11 protein-coding genes and 2 tRNA genes are annotated in these 18467 nt (G+C 67.3%); 6 read left to right on the forward strand and 7 right to left on the reverse strand.

The window, feature by feature from the left end:
- Positions 1–22: 22 nt before the first annotated feature.
- Both ML539_RS01125 and ML539_RS01130 read right to left on the reverse strand, forming a co-directional pair.
- The gene (locus ML539_RS01125; protein ID WP_243319841.1) at positions 23–1828 is read right to left on the reverse strand and encodes a glycoside hydrolase family 15 protein; all 1806 of its coding nucleotides are present in this window, start codon (positions 1826–1828) and stop codon (positions 23–25) included.
- 298 nt (positions 1829–2126) lie between these two features.
- Positions 2127–2636, reverse strand: coding sequence for a MarR family transcriptional regulator (locus tag ML539_RS01130; RefSeq protein WP_243319843.1), 510 nt, complete (start codon positions 2634–2636; stop codon positions 2127–2129).
- A gap of 290 nt (positions 2637–2926) precedes the next feature.
- Here ML539_RS01130 and ML539_RS01135 point away from each other — a divergent pair, with 290 nt between their 5' ends.
- Entirely contained in the window at positions 2927–4285 is a 1359-nt protein-coding gene (locus ML539_RS01135; protein WP_243319844.1) for a chloride channel protein, read from the forward strand.
- Positions 4286–4493: 208 nt separating this feature from the next.
- Here ML539_RS01135 and rsgA read toward each other — a convergent pair whose 3' ends face one another.
- The 4 genes from rsgA to ML539_RS01155 all read right to left on the reverse strand — a co-directional run bounded on the left by rsgA (position 4494) and on the right by ML539_RS01155 (position 7497).
- Positions 4494–5468, reverse strand: a complete 975-nt coding sequence (rsgA, locus tag ML539_RS01140) for a ribosome small subunit-dependent GTPase A (protein ID WP_243319846.1) — start codon at positions 5466–5468, stop codon at positions 4494–4496.
- Positions 5469–5922: 454 nt separating this feature from the next.
- Positions 5923–5997, reverse strand: a tRNA-Glu gene (locus ML539_RS01145).
- A gap of 13 nt (positions 5998–6010) precedes the next feature.
- Positions 6011–6085 (reverse strand) — tRNA-Lys (locus ML539_RS01150).
- 104 nt (positions 6086–6189) lie between these two features.
- The gene (locus ML539_RS01155; protein ID WP_243319848.1) at positions 6190–7497 is read right to left on the reverse strand and encodes an adenylosuccinate synthase; all 1308 of its coding nucleotides are present in this window, start codon (positions 7495–7497) and stop codon (positions 6190–6192) included.
- 217 nt (positions 7498–7714) lie between these two features.
- Here ML539_RS01155 and ML539_RS01160 point away from each other — a divergent pair, with 217 nt between their 5' ends.
- From ML539_RS01160 to ML539_RS01180, 5 genes are read left to right on the forward strand one after another with little or no spacing between them, the layout of a single operon-like run.
- The gene (locus ML539_RS01160; RefSeq protein WP_243319851.1) at positions 7715–10189 is read left to right on the forward strand and encodes an ATP-dependent Clp protease ATP-binding subunit; all 2475 of its coding nucleotides are present in this window, start codon (positions 7715–7717) and stop codon (positions 10187–10189) included.
- Entirely contained in the window at positions 10186–12756 is a 2571-nt protein-coding gene (bamA, locus tag ML539_RS01165) for an outer membrane protein assembly factor BamA (protein WP_243319853.1), read from the forward strand. The genes ML539_RS01160 and bamA overlap by 4 nt, the downstream gene beginning before the upstream one ends.
- 57 nt (positions 12757–12813) lie before the next feature.
- Positions 12814–13413, forward strand: a complete 600-nt coding sequence (locus ML539_RS01170; RefSeq protein ID WP_243319855.1) for an OmpH family outer membrane protein — start codon at positions 12814–12816, stop codon at positions 13411–13413.
- Positions 13414–13434: 21 nt separating this feature from the next.
- Positions 13435–14667 carry an MFS transporter gene (locus ML539_RS01175; RefSeq protein WP_243319857.1) on the forward strand — a complete coding sequence of 411 codons (1233 nt, stop codon included), beginning with the start codon at positions 13435–13437 and terminating at the stop codon, positions 14665–14667.
- 1 nt (position 14668) lies between these two features.
- Positions 14669–15922: a 1-acyl-sn-glycerol-3-phosphate acyltransferase gene (locus ML539_RS01180; protein ID WP_243319859.1), complete on the forward strand. Its 1254-nt coding sequence runs from the start codon at positions 14669–14671 to the stop codon at positions 15920–15922.
- Positions 15923–15973: 51 nt separating this feature from the next.
- On the opposite strand, the gene ML539_RS01185 is transcribed toward ML539_RS01180, so the two are convergent.
- Positions 15974–18379: an Ig-like domain-containing protein gene (locus tag ML539_RS01185; RefSeq protein WP_243319862.1), complete on the reverse strand. Its 2406-nt coding sequence runs from the start codon at positions 18377–18379 to the stop codon at positions 15974–15976.
- Between the last annotated feature and the right edge of the window lie 88 nt (positions 18380–18467).

Genomic DNA, 18467 nt, shown 5'->3' on the forward strand with positions numbered 1-18467 from the left:
ATCCGCCTCCGGGGTCTCCAGCTCAAGACCAGGCGCGCACCTTGCCTTCCAGCGCTTCCAGGTGCTCACCGATGGTGATGGCGGAATGGATGAGCCCTACGTGCGTGTAGGCCTGGGGGAAATTCCCCAGCAGGCGGCCCGTGGCGGGATCGATGTCCTCCGAAAAGAGGCCCAGCGGGTTCGCGTGACGGCACACGCGGTCGAAGACCTGGATCGCCTCCTCCAGCCGTCCAGCCAGCGCCAGGGCCTCGGCCCACCAGAAGGAGCAGATGGTGAAGGCGGAGGTCGTCCGCCCGAAGTCGTCGTCATTCCGGTAGCGGAGCATCAATCCTCCCTCGGTCAGTTCCTCGCTGTAGGCCTCCAGGGTGGAAAGGAAGCGGGGGTCCTTGGGATCGACCAATCCCAGGGTCGGGAGCAGCAGGATCGAGGCATCGGGGAACTCCCCGTCGAGGGACTGGGTGAAGAACCCGCGCTTCGCGTTGAATCCCCGCTCCAGGATGGTGATATGTTCCCGGTCCGCCACGCGCTCCCAGCGCCTGGCGAAATCCAACTCTCCGAACCGCCTGGCGATGGCGGCCCCGCGGTGGACGGCGACCCAGCACATCGTGCGCGAGAACGTGTGGTTCCGCATCAAGGACCGGAACTCCCAGATGGACGTGTCCGGCTCGGGGGCGCGGAGGATGGCTTCCTCGACCAGCCGCTGGACCAGCGGGAAGAACCTCAAGTCCTCCTCGTCATGAACGAGCCTCGGGTCCCGCAGCAGGGTCTCGAGGCAGAGCACCAGCTCTCCCATGAGGTCGTGCTGGCGCTGCTCCGTGGCGCCGTTTCCGATGCGCACCGGCCCGCAGCCCCCGAAGCCTTCCAGGTGATCCAGGATCTCCTCGGGAGCAGATGGATTCCCGTCCAGGGCGTAGAGGGGCTGGAGGGGCCCGGCTTCCGCGACGTCGCGAAGGAAGCGCAGGAAGCGCTCCCCCTCGCGGAGGTGGCTCAAGCGGCGGAGGGCCTCCACCACGAAGGCGGCGTCCCGCAGCCAGCAGTAGCGGTAGTCCCAGGTCCGGGAGGTGTTCAAGGCTTCGGGGATGCTGGTGGTGGTCGCGGCGATGATCGCGCCCGTGTCTTCGCAGGCATGAAGTTTCAGGCAGAGCGCGGATCGGAGCACGAGCTCCGGGTTGAACAAGGGAAGGGCGCACGACTTGGCCCACACGTGCCACCCCTGCTCGGTCAGTTCGAGCTCATGGCCCACTTGGGACATCGACACGCGGGTCCGACAGCCGTAGGACAGGTCGAAGAACACGGGCCCGTCCAGGACGAAATCACGGCGGTTGGCCACGTAGCTGATGGGAAGGTTGCTCTGGAGGAAGAGGGGGCCGCCTGGTCCGCGAACCTCGATGCCGTCGGGCATGGCCAGGAGTTCGGTCTCCCCCCGGGCGTAGTCGAGTCTGGGATCGAAATCGACCCGGAGGCGCACCAGGCCATGCAGGGGTCGGAGGATCCGCACCAGGCGCAGCGGGGCGTCCACGGCCCAACCGTAGGGGAGGCGCGGGGCGAAATCGATGAGTTCCCAGGACACGCCATCGTGCTGGAACCGGTTGATCAGCACGTTGGTGTTCGTGAGGTACTGAAGCTCTCCTCGCACTTCCTCGCCGTTCACCAGGAAGCGGAAGACGCCGCCCTTGCGTCTGTCCAGCAGCCGGGCGAAGACCGATGGAGAGTCAAACCGCGGCAGGCAGAGCCACTCGATCGCGCTGGTGGGAGAGACCAGGGCCAGCAGGTTGCCGTTGCCGATGAGTCCGTGGTCGAGGGTGGGGAGCACTTCGGATGGGCTCATGGTTTCCTCTCGCCTGCCTGCCTGAAGGCGCTTCCCCTCTGCAGGGTAAACTTGCCGAGCTTGGACCCGGCTCTCATCCTGACTTGACGTTCCTGGCCCGCCGAGTTGGAGAGGCCATGCACGCGAATTCCCAGGGGTGTTCGCTCTGCGGGCCGCATCATCACCCCCTCCTTTGGACATCCGTCACTTCAGGGAGGCGGCCCGACCCCCCCAGGGTCCTGCGACACGCCGTGCGTCGCACCCAATCTGGATGGTTTCTCGAATCCGGCCGGGCCCCCGTCGGGCTGCGGCAGGCGGGTCAATCCTCCGCGAAGAAGAAGGGCGCCCGAAGCTCGTGGGCGTCCAGGACCTGCTCCAAAATGTGCAAGGATTCGACCAAACTCACGATTTGACCGGTTTGCATGGATTCCAGGCCTTTGAGAAGGTGCCCCTGGGCAGGATGGGGGGCTTTTGCCAGGATTACCTGCCCTTTTTCAGTGAGGGTCAAGGAGATCCTGCGGCCATCTCGAGGGTCTGGACCGCGCTGGACCAGTCCCTTGAGCGCCAGTCGATCGATGACGCCCACCACCGTGCTGGGTTCCAGCTGCATGCGCGCGGCCAGATCCTTGAGGGACATCGGTCCGTATTCCCCGAGCCCCCACAGGGCCCACACCTGCGGGCCCGTCAGGCCGAATGTCCGCTCCACGGCGCGGGAGTAGTCCTCCAGGGCCCTCACGATCCTGCGCAAGCTCTGCATCGCCTGGCCGATCAATCGGGTTTTCCCGGGCGAATGGGTGCGATTCACCTCTGGCTGGGTTGCCTTGACCATGTCTCGTGCCCTCTTCGGTTCAGGGAAGCATGGGTGGCCACCCGCGCACCCATGGAGGACTGGCCGTGTTCAAGCCACCCGCAGGTCCCGCAACCTGGCCAAGCCGCCTCCAGGTGGTTTGGCCCGTCCGAACCTCCCGGCGGTGGAACCACTTTTTGATTTGCCATGCAAATAATTTGCATTGCAAATCAAAGTTGTCAACCCATGCTTGACCTGCCGCCACCCCAGGCTGAAACGCGGATGCGCAACACACCCTCCACCTTCGATCTCCCCTTCTCTCGGATCATGAGATGAAGCACCGGCTGGCCGAAGAGAGCGTGCTCTTCATCAGCATCATCAAGTGGGTGGTGCTGGCCACCTGCGTGGGGCTGATCGTGGGGCTCGCCACCGCGGGTTTCCTGCGGAGCCTGGCCTGGAGCACCTCCCTCGCCCACCGGTGGTCGGGAACGATCTACCTGCTGCCCCTGGCCCTCGCCATCAGCTCGCTGCTCGTCAATTGGTGCGCGCCTGAGGCCGAAGGCCACGGGACGGAGAAGGTGATCGAGGCCATCCATCGGCGGGCCGGAAGGATCAAGGCCGCCGTGGTCCCGGTGAAGATCGTGGTCACCGTGCTCACCCTGGCGCTCGGGGGCTCGGCCGGCAAAGAGGGGCCCTGCGCCCAGATCGGAGGCGGTCTGTCCTCTCTGTTCGCCGACCTGCTGAAGTTCGGCGACCAGGACCGGAAGAAGCTGGTGATCTGCGGCATCAGCGCGGGGTTCGCCTCGGTGTTCGGTGCTCCCATCGCCGGGTCGATCTTCGGGGTGGAGGTGCTGTTCGTCGGCACGATCCTGTACGACGTCCTGCTTCCCTCGTTCATCGCCGGGATCACGAGTTTCCAGGTGGCCAAGGCGCTCAGGGTGGAGTACTTCCACCACAACCTCGATTTCACGCCCGTGTTCAGCGAGGCGTTCTTCCTCAAAGTCATGCTGGCGGGCATCTTCTTCGGGCTCTGCTCCATGCTGCTGATCGAGATCCTGAAAGCCGGGGAGTGGGTGGCACGCAGGCTGCGGATCTGGATGCCGCTCAAGGGGCTGTTGGGAGGCGCCGCCATGCTGGCCCTGGCGCTGCTGTTCTCGAGGGATTACCTGGGGCTAGGTCTGGGGACGATCGAGTCCTGCCTACGAGGGAATTCGAGTCCCTGGTATGCGTTCCTGCTCAAGCCCGTGTTCACCAGCCTGACCCTCAACTTCGGAGGGAGCGGAGGGATCGTGACGCCGATCTTCTTCGTTGGGGCCACCTCCGGAACCCTGTTCGCGACCCTGCTTCACCAGAACGTGCCGACGTTCGCGGCCATCGGCACCACCAGCCTCCTGGCCGGGGCGGCCAATACGCCCATCGCGGCCAGCATCCTCACGGTGGAACTGTTCGGACCCGCGGTGGCTCCCTATGCCGCGGTCGCCTGCGTCATCAGCTTCCTCATGACCGGCCACCGGAGCGTCTACCCCTCCCAGATCCTCTCCATGCGCAAATCGGCGTCCATCGACGTCGAGATCGGGCGTGAGGTGGACCAGATTGAAGCCAGGTTCAAGGGACGGGAGAAGAGCCTGACGGGCCAACTGCTCAGAGCGGCGAAATACGCCCTCAGCCACGTCAGGCCCCCGAAGGCCTGACGCGAGGCGTCGGGGGGGTCGACAGGGGCGACACCCCGTGCGTCATCCCCCTGGGGACTGGTGAACGGTCCCGTTTCTGCGAGCGGAGAAGGTCACCGCCGGGACCTCGTCACGGGCTTCCGGGATCAGGTTCGGGAATCCAAAGGCTCGGCTGGGGAGACGAACCTCGGTGGATCCGCCTGCGGCCACAGGACAGGAAGGCATCTGCTCACCTTTCCTTGAACTGCTTCTGGAGTCTGCTGATGCGGCGCCACTTCTCCTCGCGCTCACGCCAGAGATGTTCGTCGCTGCGAGCCGCCTCGAAGGCCACCTCCCTGCGCAGGCGCAGGTAGTGGCCGTGGCGGTCCGGGTCGAGGGAGCCCTCCGCGAGGGCCACCTGCACCGCGCACCCTGGCTCAGCGCTGTGGCTGCAATCGCGGAAGCGACAATCACCGGCAAGGCCTGCGATATCGGAGAAGGCGGAATCCAGGTCGGCTCCCTCGGCGCCAAGGCCCACTTCGCGAATGCCCGGCGTGTCGATGAGGCATCCGCCACGGGGCAGCAGGAAGAGTTCGCGCAGGGACGTGGTGTGGCGCCCTCGGCCATCCGAGACGCGGATCTCTTTCGTGCGCCGCACATCGCTGCCCATCAGGGCGTTGAGGAGGGTGGACTTTCCGGCACCCGAGGACCCGACCATGACAGCGGTGTGCCCTTCGGGAAGAAAGCCCTGGAGCTCCTCCAGGCCTTCGCCGCTGTGCGCTGAGATCGCCAGCACCGGCACGCCGGGAGCAATCCCTTCAATACGGGTTGCGAAGGCCTCCCATTGTGCGTTCAGGTCGCGCTTGGTGAGCACGACCACAGGTTGGGCGCCGCTGCCCCAGGCCAGGGCGAGCAACCGTTCCATGCGCGCCGGATTGAAGTTGCGGTCCAGCCCCATGACCAGCCAGACCACTTCGAGGTTGGCCGCAAGGCACTGCTGGCGGATGCCGGGGCCGGTCCCCTGTCGCATGAGCGAAGCGCTGCGTGGGAGCAGGTCAATGATCGAGGCTTTCGAGGGACCTGGATTCGGCTGAAGCATGATCCAGTCTCCTGCGCACAGGCTTATTCCATCCCTTTGCAGGCGTTCGCGGAAGCGGCCTGTAGGTGCGCTCCAGCATTCGCCCTTGGCGGTTCGCGCGAGGACGAGTCCGCGTGATGCGGCCACGATGCGTCCTGGTTCGCAACCGAGAGGAGCAGAGATCTGAAATGCCTCGCTGCGGGCCGGGGACCAGCCGTAGGGAGCGAGGATGTTGAACGATGGCAGGCCCGGGCCTACAGAAGCATGCGTCATGGTGGATTCCCTGGATGAATGACCGCTCAAGCCCCTCATGGGGGCGCATCTGAGTGGGGTGAGGGCCGGAGCCTAGGCTTCGGCCCTGGAGACTCCAACCGTCTCCAGGCTCATCCAGGTTGTCGCGTGCTGGTGGCGCATCCAAACTCCGCCTCCAACGTAAAAGGCCAGCACCCTGAAGGCAAGCCCATCCTCCGGGGAGTGCCTGAAGGTCTGTTCACGGACTCTCGGGGGCATCTTTTTCCCCGACATTTTCCCGTGGGAAGAAATTTGAGGAGGATGGCCGGAATCCAGAAAAGAAAACCCACTGATTTCTCAGTGGGTTGGCTGGTAGGGCTAACGGGATTCGAACCCGTGTTACCGCCGTGAAAGGGCGGTGTCCTGACCCCTAGACGATAGCCCCATGGGGTGGAACTTGGTGGGCCCTGCGGGATTTGAACCCGCGGCCAACGGCTTAAAAGGCCGCTGCTCTACCGCTGAGCTAAGGGCCCTTGCCGGTGGCTTCAGGCCCGCGAGCCCTCGAGCGCGCGGTGCACGCGAGCGTGCGGTGCCTGAATGGGCAGGACGACCAGTGTGCCTGCGATACCGCTCATGGTCAAGCCAGGAGCGGTTCCAGGAAGGTCCCGGGATAGATGCAGCCCTCCTGGCGATCGGGGCCGGTGCTGAGGTAGGCGATGGGCACCTCGACGCTCTCGACCAGGGCCTCGAGGTAGGCGTGGGCGGCGTCCGGGAGCTGGCCGTGCCGGGTGATGCCGCGGGTGCTGGCCCAGCCCTTGAACAGCTTCACCTCGGGCTTCAGGTCCTTCCAGTCGGCGGCGCAGCTGGGGAGCTTGGTGGTGACGGTGCCTTCGCCGGTGCGGTAGCCCACGATGAGGCCCACCTCGTCCAGGCCGTCCAGTACGTCCAGCTTCATGATGGCCAGGCCATCCACGCCATTGGTGCGGCAGGCGTGGGCGGTGATGGGAGCGTCGAACCAGCCGCAGCGGCGGGGCCGGCCGGTGGTGGTGCCGAATTCCTTGCCCACCTGGCGCAGGCGCTCGCCGGTGGCGTCGTGCATCTCGGCGGGGAAGGGGCCCGATCCCACCCGGGTGGTGTAGGCCTTGGCGATGCCCAGGATCTTGTCCAGGGCCTTGGGAGGCAGGCCGGTGCCGGTGAAGAGGCCGCCCAGGCTGCAGTTGCTGGAGGTGACGAAGGGGTAGGTGCCGTGGTCGATGTCGAGGAGGGTGGCCTGGGCGCCTTCGAAGAGGATGCGGTCGCCGCGCTCCCAGGCGGTCACCAGGTGGCTCTGGGTGTCGCCGATGTAGGGCAGGAGGGGCTCGGCGGTGCGGAGCAGGCCGTCGACGACGGCCTCCAGGGCGGGCAGGCTGGCCGCCTCGGCGCCCAGGCGCAGGCGGACCTCCTCGTAGCCGGGGCGGATGCGGTCGGCCAGCGTCTCCGGGTGCAGCAGGTCGCCCAGGCGCACGCCCATGCGGCCGGCCTTCATCTCGTAGGCGGGACCGATGCCGCGGCCCGTGGTGCCGATCTTGTTGGCGCCGCCCTCGCGCCAGAGATCCAGGGCGATGTGGTGGGGCAGGATGAGGTGGGCCCGGTCGGACAGCATCAGCCGGCCGCCCAGGTCGAAGCCCCGGGCCTTGAGACGGTCCAGTTCCTGCTGGAAGACGTCGAGGTTGAGGACGACGCCGTTGCCCACCACCAGGAAGCAGCCGGGGTGGAGGGCGCCGCTGGGCACCTGATGCAGTGCGATGCTCTGGCCGTCGACCACCACCGTGTGGCCGGCGTTGTTGCCGCCCTGGAAACGCACGACCTGCTGGAACTTGGGGCTGAGGAGGTCCACGACCTTGCCCTTGCCCTCATCCCCCCACTGGAGCCCCAGGATCGCCAGATTGGTCCTAACCAGGCTCATGTCGCCCTCCCAGCCCTCCAGTCTACCGTCGCAGCGGGGTTCTGTCCCGGGTGGAGGCGGGGTCCGGCCCCGGGTCAGGGGTCGGTTCCGTCCCAGCGGGGCCGGGACAACGGTGTTGGAAGGCGCTACCCTGGTAGGCCGCCCCGGAACCATCCCGGCTTCGGAGCCATCCAATCCCCCGTAAGGGCGATCCGCACCTAACCCGAAAGGGTGTCCCGTGTTCGAAAAATTCACCGAAAAAGCACGACGCGTGATGTTCTTCGCCCGCTACGAGGCGAGCCAGTTCGGTGCGGAAAGCATCCAGAGCGGCCACCTCCTGCTGGGGCTTCTCCGGGAGTCGGAAAAGACCAGCACCCAGCTGCTCGAGCGCATGGGCGTGCACGTGAGCGCCCTGCGCGAGCGCCTGGTGGCGGCCCTGACTCCGCGGGACAAGAAGATCACCCCCAGCAGCACCAGCATCGACATCCCCATGGAGGAGGAGGTCAAGCGCATCCTCCAGCACGCCACGGCGGAGAGCGCCAAGCTCAACCACAAGCATGTGGGGGCCGAGCACCTGCTGCTGGGCATGCTCAAGGAGGAGGGCTGCCTGGCCGGCCGGCTCCTGATCGAGGCGGGGGCGGACCTCATCGCCGCCAAGGAGATCCTGCTGGAGAGCACCAAGGAGGAGAAGATCGCGAAGAAGAAGAAGGAGCACCCGCTCCTCTCCGAGTTCGCGCGCAACCTCTCGGAGATGGCCGAGCGGGGCATCTTCGACAACCTCATCGGCCGCGAGCAGGAGGTCGAGCGCATCATCCAGATCCTCAGCCGGCGCCGGAAGAACAACCCCATCCTGCTGGGCGAGGCGGGCGTGGGCAAGACCGCCATCGTGGAGGGCCTGGCCCAGAAGATCTATGAGGGTCTGGTCCCGCCCAGCCTGGTGGACAAGCGCATCTACGCGCTGGACCTCAGCCTCGTGGTGGCCGGCACCAAGTACCGCGGCCAGTTCGAGGAGCGGCTGAAGTCCATCATCGCCGAGGCCAGTAAGGATCCCAGCGTGGTGCTCTTCATCGATGAGATCCACAGCCTCATCGGCACCGGCGCCGCCGAGGGCAGCCTCGACGCCGCCAACATCCTGAAGCCGGCCCTCAGCCGGGGCGAGATCCAGTGCATCGGCGCCACCACGCACAAGGAATACGCCAAGTACATCGACAAGGACCGCAGCCTGGTGCGGCGCTTCCAGCCCGTGACGGTGAACCCCCCGGACGAGGCCGAGAGCCTGCGCATCATCGAGGGCATCCGCAGCCGCTACGAGCTGTTCCACCGGGTGCGCTACGCCCAGAAGACCATGGAAGCCTCGGTCTACCTGTCCAACCGCTACATCACCGACCGCTTCCTGCCCGACAAGGCCATCGACCTGCTGGACGAGGCCGGCGCCCGGGTGAAGCTGCGCGTGGGGCCCGGCGGCCAGGACGCCGAGGGCCAGTCCCACGAAGAGGAGCTGCACCGGGTCATCAACGAGATGAACGAGGCGGTCCTCAGCCGCGATTTCGAGAAGGCCGTGCTGCTCCGCCAGAAGGAACTGCAGCTGCGCGAGGAGCTCCAGAAGGACCGGGGCGAGCTGACGGACGAGGACTACGCACGCTTCCCCGAAGTGACCGAGCAGGACATCGAGGACGTGGTGGCCAGCTGGACGGGCATTCCCGTGAAGGCCCTCAAGGGCGACGAGAAGGCCAACCTGGTGAACATGGAGCCCAAGCTCAACGAGCGCGTCATCGGCCAGCCCGAGGCGGTGAGCGCCGTGGCCCGCGCCGTGCGCCGGGCCCGCACGGGCCTCAAGAATCCCAACCGGCCCATGGGTTCGTTCCTGTTCCTGGGCCCCACGGGCGTGGGCAAGACCGAGCTGGCCAAGACCCTGGCGGCCTTCCTGTTCGGCGACGCCAAGAAGATGATCCGCTTCGACATGTCCGAGTACATGGAGAAGCACGAGGTCTCCAAGTTACTCGGCGCCCCTCCGGGGTACGTGGGCTACGAGGAGGGCGGCATGCTCACGGACCGCATCCGGCGGAATCCGTACTGCGTCCTGCTCTTCGACGAGATCGAGAAGGCCCATCCCGACCTGATCAACATCCTGCTGCAGATCTTTGACGATGGTCAGGCTTCGGACGCCTTCGGGAACCTGGTGGACTTCAAGAACACCATCATCATCATGACGTCCAATGTGGGCAGCCGGGAGCTGCTGGCGGAGAAGAACCTCGGCTTTGTCGAGCAGGACGCCCGTCCCGACGCGAAGTCCGGCGACGCCATGAAGGTGCTCAAGCGGACCTTCCCGCCCGAGTTCCTCAACCGCATCGACGAGATCGTGGTGTTCAACCGCCTGGGCGACGACGAGCTGCGCAAGATCGTCCGCCTGCTGGTGGAGGATCTCAACGTCACCCTCCAGAAGCACAAGCTCTCCGTGTCCCTCACGGATGCCGCCTGCGACTGGCTGGTGAAGACCACCCTGCGGGATCGCGCCTACGGGGCGAGGCCGCTGCGGCGGGCCATCCAGAAGCAGGTGGAGGACCCCCTCGCCGAGCTGATGGTGGGCCAGGACACGGTGCCCTCGGGACTCGTGAAGTTCGATCTGGTGGGCGAGAAGCTCGTCCCCACCCTGTCTGATTCCGGAGACGTGGCCGCTGGCCAGGAAACCCATCTGGTCGGAGCGCCTGAATGACGCAGCGGAACATGGAGTGGAACCGGACTCAGCCCCGGTGGTGGAGCGGCGTGCTTCCCCTGCTGCTGGCTGCGGGGTTCTCGTTCTCCCTGGCGGCCCAGGACATCGAACCCATCGTCAAGATCGAGGTGATCGGCGCCCAGAAGCAGACCGCCGAGACGGTGATCTTCAAGTCGGGCGTGAAGGTGGGCGACGACCTCAGGAACATCGATTTCAGCGGTGTGATGGGGAAGCTCTGGGCCAGCGGTTCCTTCGATGACGTCAAGCTCGAGGTGGAGGACGCCCCGGGCGGCAAGAAGCTGGTCATCCGGATCAAGGAGCGCCCCCTGATCAAGGAGATCGACTACCGCGGCGGCACCGAGGTGGGCATCACCAACATCAAGGACAAGATCAAGGAGAAGAAGCTCACCATCAACCCGGACACGGTCTACGACCCGGAGGCCGCCCGCAAGATCAAGAACCAGATCGTGGAGCAGGCCGGCGAGAAGGGATTCCGGAACCCGGTGGTGGACATCACCCTCGAGCCCATGGGCCCGGGCGTGGCCCGCCTGGTCTTCGACATCAAGGAAGGCGGCAAGGCCAAGATCTACCGCGTGGAATTCCGCGGGAACAAAGTGTTCTCCAGCGCCCAGCTGCGGAGCGTCATGAAGAAGACGCGCCGGCACTGGATGTTCAGCTGGCTCACCACGCACGACCTGCTGGTGGACAAGAACATGGAAGAGGACCTGGAGAACCTCAAGAAGGCCTACTGGCGGCTGGGCTACAAGGATGTCTTCGTCGGCAAGCCGGTCATCGAGGTGGAGGACAAGACCACCGAGAAGCAGAAGAAGAAGAACGAGAAGCGCATCAAGGAGGCGAAGTCCCCCAAGTACGACCTCCGTGCCACCCTCACCATTCCCATCCTCGAGGGCGAGCAGTTCTTCGAGGGGACCTTCAAGGCCGAGGGCGGCAAGCTCTTCCGCGACACCTACTACCCGATGAAGTACGCGGAGGTGAAGCGGGACAACCACTCCTTCCTCAAGAAGTTCTTCAACATCCGGCCGTCGCTGGAGGCTCCGAAACCCGGCGCCAAGCCGGTGCCCTTCGACCTGGACGCGGTGAACCAGACCGTGGACAAGCTCAAGGAGGCCTACAGCAACCAGGCCTACATCCTCTTCCGCGCGGAGAAGAAGTTCGACATCCGCGAAGAGAACGGCGTCAAGAAGGTGGATACCCTCCTGAAGCTGGACGAGGGCGAGCAGTACACAGTCCGGCGCATCGAGTTCGAAGGCAACCTCACCACCAAGGACAAGGTGCTCCGCCGCAGCATGATGCTGAAGGAGGGAGACCTCTTCCGCACGGACTTCTTCAAGGATTCTCTGCTGGGCATCAGCCAGCTGAGCTTCTTCGACGTGAAGAACTCCGAGCCCAAGGTGGACCTGGTGCCGGACAAGCCCCAGGTGGACGTGGTGATCCGCGGCGAGGAGGCCGGCGTCAACGAACTGCTCTTCCAGGGCGGCTACGGGTCGCTGTTCGGCTTCTCCCTGGGCGTGAGCTTCTCCACCCGCAACCTCGGCGGCGGCGGCGAGACCCTGTCCGTCAGCTACAACGGCGGCAAGTTCTCGAAGAACATCTCGGTGGGCTTCACGGAGCCCTTCGTCTTCGACCTGCCGTACTCGTTCTCGACCTCGGTGTCGAACGGGTCCGCGGACTACGACGCCTCCCGCGTGGGCATCGCCAACGCCTACAAGCAGTTCACCCGCAGCCTCGGCGTGTCCGTGGGCGCCCGCCTGAGCAACTGGTTCCCCAACCAGCCCTGGGCCTTCTTCACCACCTACTCCATGGGCTACAGCTTCCGGCTCATCCGCATCGAGGGCGGTCGGAACTACTACTTCCGGGACATGGGCAACCAGCTGACGTCCACCTTCAGCCAGAGCCTGTCCTACAGCACGGTGAACCACCAGTTCAAGCCCACCCAGGGCACCCGGGTGTCCTTTGGCCTGGAATACGGCGGCTGGCAGTTCGGGGGCGACAAGCCCTTCCTGCGCGCCACCTGGGATTTCGCCAAATTCGCCAATATCGGCGACCGCCACATCTTCGCCGCCAACCTCAGCTACGGCTACCTCCAGAACATGGGCAGCGACGATCTCCCGCTCTACGACCTCTACCGGCCCGGCGGCGAGAACAGCATCCGCGGCTACCGTTACGGCCAGGTGGGCAGCGTCCTCCTGGACAACTACGGCCAGCCCGTGGTGGTGGGCGGCAACAAGCAGTTCATCGCGAACTTCGAGTACCAGTTCAAGATCGCCGACCAGTTCCGACTCGTCTTCTTCTACGACGCGGGCAACGCCTGGGGCAGCGGCACGAAGGTCTTCAGCAAGGACACGGTGACCTACAAGGACCTCCGCAACAACGAGTACTCCTACACCAATCCGACCCTGCTGCGCTCGGCGGGCCTGGAGTTCCGGTTCTTCCTGCCCATCAGCCCGGCCCCGCTGCGCCTGATCTGGTCCCGGAAGCTGAATCCGTATCCCTTCGATACGGAGGGCCGGAACGACTTCCAGTTCTCCATCGGCACCACCTTCTGATTCCTGCGAGGGGCCCCGTCCCACGCTACAATGGCTCTTTCGCCCTGGAGATCCCCCATGCGCCTGCTCGCCCCGTCCGTGGCCGCCCTGTGCCTGTCCGCCGCCCTCGCCGCGCCCGCCGCGGCCCAGGAGGCTCCCCGCTTCGCCTTCTTCAGCATCAACCAGCTGGTCCGCATCTCCAAGAAGGCCGGCGCCATCTTCTCTGAGCTGGAGATCACCGGGAAGAACCTCCAGGAGAAGCTCCAGGCCAAGGGCCAGGAGCTGCAGACCCTGCAGCAGCAGCTGAACTCGCCGAGCATCGACCCCGACAAGAAGGAGGCCCTGGCCAAGAAGTACCGGGACCTGGAGTTCGAGGCCAAGAAGATGCAGGAGGACAGCCAGCAGGAGTACCAGCGCGTGGAGAAGAAGGTGGGCGAGGCCATCACCAAGCTGGCGGGCCCCATCGTCGAGCAGCTGGCCAAGGAGCAGAAGCTCCAGATGGTCTTCTCGGATCAGGCCGTGCAGGTCCTCTCCTGGGCCGACCAGGAGTGGATGAGGGGCTTTACTGCCGAGGTGGCCAAGCGGCTGGACGCCAGCGAGACTGCCGCCGCCCCCGCGGCCAAGCCCGCGGCGCCCGCGCCCAAGCCCGCCGCCAAGCCCGCGGCCCCCAAGAAGTAGCCTGACCCGCCGCGCCACGAGATGACCGCCGCCCGACGGCTGCTCCTGCTGCTCACCGGCATCAACCTGGTGAACTACCTGGACCGGTACGTCGTGGCGGCGATCCTCGAGCCCCTCGGCCGGGAACTGCACCTGTCCGACGCCCAGCTCGGACGGCTGACCTTCGTTTTCATCGCGGTGTACATGTGCGCCGCGCCGCTCTTCGGCTATCTGGCCGACCGGTTCCACCGCCCCCGCCTCGTGGCCGGGGGCGTCGCGCTCTGGAGCCTGGCCACCGTGGGCGCGGCCTTCGTCCACAGCTACCCGGCTCTGCTGGTGACGCGCTCCCTCGTGGGGGTGGGTGAGGCCGCCTATGCCAGCCTGGGCCCGGCCATGCTGGCGGACGGCTTCCACGAATCGGACCGGGCCCGGACCTTCACCTGGTTCTACCTGGCCATTCCCGTGGGCAGTGCCTTCGGCTATGGGCTGGGCGGCCTGGTGGCAGGGGCCTGGGGCTGGCGGGCCGCCTTCCTGGTGGCGGGTCTGCCGGGCCTGCTTCTCGCCCTCTGGATGGCCTTCCAGTTGGATCCCGTGCGGGGGGCCATGGATGAAGGCGGGGACCAGGAGGCCGGGGAGCCTTATCTGCGGCGCCTGGGCCACGTCTTCCGGAATCGGATCTGGCTGGCCTGCACCGCCAGCTACGTGGCCTACACCTTCGCCATGGGAGGCCTCAGCACCTGGGGGCCGACGCTGGTCCAGCGCCGGTTTGGCGTGTCCACCGCCCGGGCGGGCCTCGTCTTCGGGGCGCTGGCGGTGGTGACGGGCATCCTGGGGACCTTCCTGGGCGGCTGGCTCACGGACCGCTGGCAGAAGCGCTGGCCCGATGCCGGGGCCGGGATCTCGGGCCTCACCCTGGTGGCCTCGGCGCCGGTGGTGGCCTGGGCTCTGGCCACCGGCCACCTGGGGACGGCCTATGCCCTGTTCTTCGCGGGCATGTTCCTGCTCTTCGTGAACACCAGCCCGGTCAACGCCCTCACGGTCAGCAGCCTGCCCGCCAGCATCCGGGCCACGGGGGTGGCGGTGAACGTGCTCCTCATCCACCTGCTGGGGGACGCCATCAGTCCCGAGCTGGTGGGTCGCCGGGCGGATGCGCTTCACGCCGCCGGGCGGTCCGGCGGCGATGCCCTGGCCCAGGCGCTCACCCTTGTCCTGCCGGCCATCGTTCTCAGCGGTGCGTTCCTCTGGTGGGCCCGGCACCGCCCGGCGAAGGCCTGACATGGCGGCCAGCCGGGTCGCGCGGCTGCTGGGGCGGATCTGGTTCCGCGCCCTTCGCCGGGAGGGTCCGGACCTGCCGCAGGGCCCCTGCCTGATCCTCCTGAACCATCCCAACGGCCTGCTGGATCCCCTGGCAGCGGGGGCCCTCCTGGAGCGCCGGGCGGGTTGGCTGGCCAAGGCCACGCTGTGGAAGCTCGCGCCCCTGCGACCTTTCCTTGCGGCCTTCCGGGCCATCCCCGTAACCCGGCCCAAGGACGGCGGCGCCACGCCGGAGACCATCCAGCAGTGCTTTCGGAAGGTCCACGACGTGCTGGCCGAAGGCGGCTCCGTGGCCATGTTCCCTGAGGGCGTGAGCCACTCGGAAGCGGACCTGGCCCCCCTCAAGACCGGCGCCGCCCGGATGGCCCTGTCCAGTCCCGTGCCGGTGGCCCTGGTGCCCGCGGGCCTGGTCTACGGGGACCGTGCCACCTTCCGCCACAGCGTCCTCCTGCGGGTGGGCGAGCCCGTGGCCTGGCGGGATCTTGCGCCGCGAGGGGCCAACCCGGAGGCCGTGGCGGAGCTGACCGCCCGCATCCGGGCCGCCCTCAAGCCCCTCACCCTCCATGATGAGGAGGTGCGGGTGCTGGCCCTGGCCCAGGAGGTGGCCTGGCTCCTGACGGACGCGCCCGGCAGCCGCGTGGACCTGGAGGTCCTGCGCCGCCGGGTGCGGACCCTGGTGCCGCACCTCGCCGCACTGCCGGAGGAGGACCTGGCTGCCCTGGAGGCCCGGGTCCACGGGGCCCAGGCCTGGCTCCGGGCCAAGGGGGTCCGGCCCGATCAGGTGGGGCATCCCTATCCGGGTGCGGAGGTCCGGCGCTGGCTGCCGGGTGCCGTCCTGCGGCTGGGGCTGGCGGCCCTGCTGCTTCCACCGGCGCTGCTGTTCTGGCCTTCCTACCGCCTGGTGGGCTGGGTGGCGGGCCGGTTCACCGACGAGGGCGACCAGGCGGCCACCCTGAAGCTGCTGGCGGGACTCCTCCTGCACCCTCTCTGGGCCGTGGCTCTCGGCGGCTTGGCCGGCAGCCTATGGGGTTGGCCCGTCGCCCTGGTCCCGCCCCTGGCCCTGTTGGTGGTGCTCCTGGGCCTCCCGGCCCTCGAGCGCGCCGGCGAGGACCTTCAGGCCATCCAGGGCTTCCGCCGTCGCCGGGATCCCGCCGCGCCGGAGCTGCTGGAGGCGCGGCAGCAGCTGCTCGCGGCCTTCCCGGAGCTGGAAGGGTAGACACGGAGAGGCGGGGCCGAAGCCCCGCCTCTCCTGGATGCGGCCCTGGGATCAGTGGCCGAGGATGGTGTACTGCGCGGGCACCTGCACGCCGGGGAAGGCGGGCGGGGCCACGGGCAGGGCAGCGCCGCCCTGGGTGGGATCCACCACGAGGTTGACGCCGGTCATGCCCAGGAAGTAGCGCATCTGCTTCTGGATGAGCATGAGGTTGGTCAGGTTCGAGGGATCCAGCAGGGAGCTGTGGCCGATGCCGGTCTGGTCGAACTGGAAGTAGCCCTGGGTCGGGGCCGTGTCCGCGGCGGTGATGGCGGCGTTGGCCACCTTCGGGGCGAGGGCGCCGCCGGTGATCGTGAACATGAACTGGGCCGGGACGCCCGCGGCGTGGTTGGGGGTTCCGCCAGCGGTGTAGGCCAGCTGCTTGAAGCCCGGGGCCACCGCGGCGCCGACGGACCCGAGGACCTCGCGTCCGCCGAGGGCGTTCCCCAGGTAGCGGGTGTAGGGGTTGCTGATGACCTGGTCACCCACGGATTCCTGGATGCAGACGCGGTTGGAGAGGCGGCTGGGCAGGCCCGCGGCCAGCGGCGTGGTCATGGTGGCGGGATCCGCCGGATCCACGATGGTCTGGGTCACCAGGAAGAACTGGTGGTAGGTGGGCGAGTTCTTGGCGATGCCCACGGCCGCCAGGCCGGCATCCACGGAGGGGCCGAAGGCGGGGCTGTTCTGGATGAGGTAGGCCGTGCGGCCGCCGGGCACGCTGAGGTAGCCCTTCATGTCCGCATCCAGCGTGGCCTGCGTGTAGGGGGCGCCGGTGCTGGCGAGGGTGGTGTTCCCGGCCAGGTAGTAGGTCCCGACGATGGAGCCGAGGCTGTGGCCGACGAAGGTGATGCCGGCGGCGGATGGCGGCGCGGGCAGGGCGGCGAAGCCGCCGGCGGCCACGGTGAGCTCCAGGCGGTTCAGGTTGAACGCGGCCTGCTGAATGTTGGAGCGGGTGGCCAGCGGGGCGCCGATGGCCATGAAGTCCTGGCCCCAGGCCGCGGACTTCTGGGCCTTCACCGTGGCGGAGTCCCCGGGGGCGACCTGGTGGGCCGGGACGGCCAGGGCCCCGTGCAGGGGCAGGTCGATGGCCACCACGGCGCGGCCGACGGCGCTGAGCGTCGGAGCCAGGGCGATGACCGTCTCCTTCTGGCTGGTGATGCCGTGCTGGTAGATCACCAGGGGCCAGTTGGAGCCTGCGGCCGGGGCGATGTAGACGAAGGGGATGGCGCGGGGCACGTGGTAGTAGCTGGTGAGGGCACCGCTCGTGCGGTAGGGCTGGACCACGCCTGCCGCCGGATTGTAGGCGCCGGTGACGCCCGTGAGGTCGCCGCCGGCCACGGAGGCGTTGGTGGCCACGACGACGGGATCCACGGACAGCTCGCCGCTGTTGATGGTGCCGAGAATGACCGTGCCCACGCTGGCGGGGGCCGCGGTGGCGGTGCCCATGACGGCGCTCCAGTAGGCGTCAGGGCTGGGGTTCGTGCCGCCACGGTCGAAGACGGCCGTCACGCTGACGGCGTTCGACCAGGTCTTGCCCGGCAGGCCGCCCAGGGTGGCGCCGGCCGCGAAGGAGCGCAGGGCGGTCTCCACGGGGATGCGGGTATTGGGGGCGAGGGGGTTGGGCACGATGTAGCCGGCGCCCGTGGTGATGAACCGGCCCATCACCGTGATGTCGGATCGCTGGGCGACGGTGGTGGTCGCCGAGGCGGTGATGAGGTCGTTCATCACCTTGGCGTAGCCGGAGAAGACGATGGTGGAGCCGCTGGTGACGTTGGCCCGGACGGGCTCGAGCGCGGCAAAGGAGCCGGTGAGCGGGGTGGTGGACTTGAGGGCCTCGAAGTAGGGGGAGGCGGAAATCGGCTTGCCCGCGGTGTCCTTCACGCGGTTGGTGACCACGTAGAGGTAGCGGGTGCCAGGCAGCAGGGGGAAGTTGGGGAACAGGAAGAGGTCGGTACCACCAGCGGCGTACTGGTAGGTGAACAGGCCGGAGACGTCCGCGAAGCCCAGGGGGTTGTTCTCGGTGCCGGCGGCATCGGGCGTGATCTGGAAGACCTTGACGTTGGCGGCGGTGACGGTGGTGGCGTCGACGGCGGCGTTGAACTGGATGTAGATCGGGGCGTTCAGGCCGGAGACGGCGTTGGTGCCGCCCATCTCATGGAGGTTCACGTAGGCCAGGGCCTCGGGGGGCGTCATGGGCTTGTTCGGGGCCCGGCCCGTCAGGGGGTCCGCGGCCGTGGCCGTGGCCAGGACGTTCGGCAGGGGCACGTTCGCGTTGGCCGGATCAAAGACCGGCGTGGTGGTGCTGGGCATGTAGCCCGGGCCCGTGACGATCGTGGGGGCCTTGGAGTCCCCGCCGCTGCTGCAGGCCAGAAGCGTCAGCAGGGAAGCTCCGAGGAGCGCCTGATTCAAGCGTGAAAGCATCGCGTCACCTCATGGGTGGGGTTGAAGTGGAATCGGTCCTGGATTGGTTTGATGACGATAGGCGGCCCGGCGTGGAATTGCCACACAA

The sequence above is a fragment of the Geothrix sp. SG200 genome (genome assembly GCF_022808935.1).
In the GTDB taxonomy this organism is placed as follows: domain Bacteria; phylum Acidobacteriota; class Holophagae; order Holophagales; family Holophagaceae; genus Geothrix; species Geothrix alkalitolerans.

Bases quoted from the DNA above. Each gene is read 5' to 3' on its own strand.
- ML539_RS01130 (WP_243319843.1), bottom strand. From the start codon at position 2,636: ATGGTCAAGGCAACCCAGCCAGAGGTGAATCGCACCCATTCGCCCGGG.
- ML539_RS01180 (WP_243319859.1), top strand. From the start codon at position 14,669: ATGGCGGCCAGCCGGGTCGCGCGGCTGCTGGGGCGGATCTGGTTCCGC.
- ML539_RS01170 (WP_243319855.1), top strand. From the start codon at position 12,814: ATGCGCCTGCTCGCCCCGTCCGTGGCCGCCCTGTGCCTGTCCGCCGCC.
- ML539_RS01125 (WP_243319841.1), bottom strand. From the start codon at position 1,828: ATGAGCCCATCCGAAGTGCTCCCCACCCTCGACCACGGACTCATCGGC.
- ML539_RS01155 (WP_243319848.1), bottom strand. From the start codon at position 7,497: ATGAGCCTGGTTAGGACCAATCTGGCGATCCTGGGGCTCCAGTGGGGG.
- bamA (WP_243319853.1), top strand. From the start codon at position 10,186: ATGACGCAGCGGAACATGGAGTGGAACCGGACTCAGCCCCGGTGGTGG.
- ML539_RS01135 (WP_243319844.1), top strand. From the start codon at position 2,927: ATGAAGCACCGGCTGGCCGAAGAGAGCGTGCTCTTCATCAGCATCATC.
- ML539_RS01175 (WP_243319857.1), top strand. From the start codon at position 13,435: ATGACCGCCGCCCGACGGCTGCTCCTGCTGCTCACCGGCATCAACCTG.
- ML539_RS01185 (WP_243319862.1), bottom strand. From the start codon at position 18,379: ATGCTTTCACGCTTGAATCAGGCGCTCCTCGGAGCTTCCCTGCTGACG.